We start from the raw sequence: 466 nt of genomic DNA on the forward strand, positions 1-466 counted from the left end.
CTCCCCCGGCACCCCCGGGGCCACCAGCTCCAGGTTCGCGTCCAGAACGTAGGCGTGCTTGCCGGCCAACGGACCACCCACCGGAATGCTCGCCGCACCGGCACCGATCCCGGGCTCGATCACGAACACCGTCGTGAACCCCATACTCTCCGCCGGACCATAACCGTTCAGGAGATGCAGCTGCGGGTGGTCCGTGAGGGCGCGGGTGACGTGTGCGGGTGAGGCGGCCTCGCCCGCCGTCATCGCCTCGCGGATCCCCCTGAAGACCGCCGGGTACTCGTCGAGCATGTGGTTGAAGAGGCTCGCGGACATCTGGAGCGTGGTGACCTGGTGCTGTTCCACCAGCTCCGCGATCAGGTACGGGTCCGTGTGCTGGCCGGGCTGGAGGACACACACCCCGCCGTGCAGCAGCGGACCGAAGACCTCAAGGGCGAACGCGTCCCACGACACCGGCGAGCACTGCAGG

Annotated in this window: 1 protein-coding gene; it reads right to left on the reverse strand. The window is 68.9% G+C overall.

What is annotated here, in order from left to right; genetic code table 11:
• The coding region (locus IF00_RS0140445) for an AMP-binding protein (RefSeq protein ID WP_037640558.1) at nucleotides 1-466 on the reverse strand (466 nt) is incomplete at both ends.

This window comes from Streptomyces flavochromogenes (assembly GCF_000717595.1).
GTDB classification, from domain to species: Bacteria; Actinomycetota; Actinomycetes; order Streptomycetales; family Streptomycetaceae; genus Streptomyces; species Streptomyces flavochromogenes.